This window comes from Isoptericola sp. NPDC056134 (assembly GCF_042264825.1).
GTDB classification, from domain to species: domain Bacteria; phylum Actinomycetota; class Actinomycetes; order Actinomycetales; family Cellulomonadaceae; genus Isoptericola; species Isoptericola nanjingensis.
The window spans coordinates 1-1,794 of sequence record NZ_JBHJVM010000062.1; the positions used below are offsets into that span (position 1 = coordinate 1).

At 57.9% G+C, this 1,794-nt stretch carries 1 rRNA gene; it reads left to right on the forward strand.

Annotated elements, in window-relative coordinates:
• Positions 1 to 1,794 (forward strand): 23S ribosomal RNA (locus ACFCZN_RS21235); the annotation flags it as partial.

Sequence of the window (1,794 nt, forward strand, 5' to 3'; positions counted from 1 at the left end):
ACCAGGAGGTTGGCTTAGAAGCAGCCACCCTTGAAAGAGTGCGTAATAGCTCACTGGTCAAGTGATTCCGCGCCGACAATGTAGCGGGGCTCAAGTACACCGCCGAAGCCGTGGCACTCACACGTTAGCCCAGCACCAACTTGATTGGTGTTCAGGTGTGTGGGTGGGTAGGGGAGCGTCGTGTGGGCAGTGAAGCTGCAGGGTGACCTAGTGGTGGAGCCCACACGAGTGAGAATGCAGGCATGAGTAGCGAATGACGGGTGAGAAACCCGTCCGCCGAATGACCAAGGGTTCCAGGGCCAGGTTAATCCGCCCTGGGTAAGTCGGGACCTAAGGCGAGGCCGACAGGCGTAGTCGATGGACAAGGAGTTGATATTCTCCTACCGGCGAAGAACCGCCCATACCGAGCCCGGTGATGCTAACCATCCCAGACCACCACCGAGATCCTTCGGGATCTCACCGGTGGCGCGGCGTGGGACCCGAACCGGTAGTAGGTAAGCGTGTTAACAGGGGTGACGCAGGAAGGTAGCCCGGCGTGGCGATGGTAGTCCACGTCCAAGGTTGTAGCCCGCTTCGTAGGCAAATCCGCGAAGCACATAGGGTGAGAACTGATAGTGACCGCGTATGCGGGAATCGGGTGATCCTCTGCTGCCAAGAAAAGCCTCGACGCGAGGTTCTAGCCGCCCGTACCCCAAACCGACTCAGGTGGTCAGGTAGAGAATACCAAGGCGATCGAGCGAATCGTGGTTAAGGAACTCGGCAAAATGCCCCCGTAACTTCGGGAGAAGGGGGGCCCGATCCGTGAACACCCTTGCGGTGGGAAGCGGGGAGGGCCGCAGAGACCAGGGAGAAGCGACTGTTTACTAAAAACACAGGTCCGTGCGAAGTCGCAAGACGATGTATACGGACTGACGCCTGCCCGGTGCTGGAAGGTTAAGAGGACGGGTCAACTTCGGTGAAGCCCAGAATTTAAGCCCCAGTAAACGGCGGTGGTAACTATAACCATCCTAAGGTAGCGAAATTCCTTGTCGGGTAAGTTCCGACCTGCACGAATGGCGTAACGACTTCTCCGCTGTCTCAACCGCGAGCTCGGCGAAATTGCACTACGAGTAAAGATGCTCGTTACGCGCAGCAGGACGGAAAGACCCCGGGACCTTTACTATAGCTTGGTATTGGTGTTCGGTGTGGCTTGTGTAGGATAGGTGGGAGACTGTGAAACCCGGCCGCCAGGTCGGGTGGAGTCATCGTTGAAATACCACTCTGGCCATATCGACCATCTAACCTCGGTCCGTAATCCGGATCAGGGACAGTGCCTGGTGGGTAGTTTAACTGGGGCGGTTGCCTCCCAAAATGTAACGGAGGCGCTCAAAGGTTCCCTCAGCCTGGTTGGCAATCAGGTGTCGAGTGCAAGTGCACAAGGGAGCTTGACTGTGAGACCGACAGGTCGAGCAGGGACGAAAGTCGGAACTAGTGATCCGGCGGTGGCTTGTGGAAGCGCCGTCGCTCAACGGATAAAAGGTACCCCGGGGATAACAGGCTGATCTTGCCCAAGAGTCCATATCGACGGCATGGTTTGGCACCTCGATGTCGGCTCGTCGCATCCTGGGGCTGGAGTAGGTCCCAAGGGTTGGGCTGTTCGCCCATTAAAGCGGTACGCGAGCTGGGTTTAGAACGTCGTGAGACAGTTCGGTCCCTATCCGCTGCGCGCGCAGGAAACTTGAGAAGGGCTGTCCCTAGTACGAGAGGACCGGGACGGACGAACCTCTGGTGTGCCAGTTGTTCCGCCAGGAGCAC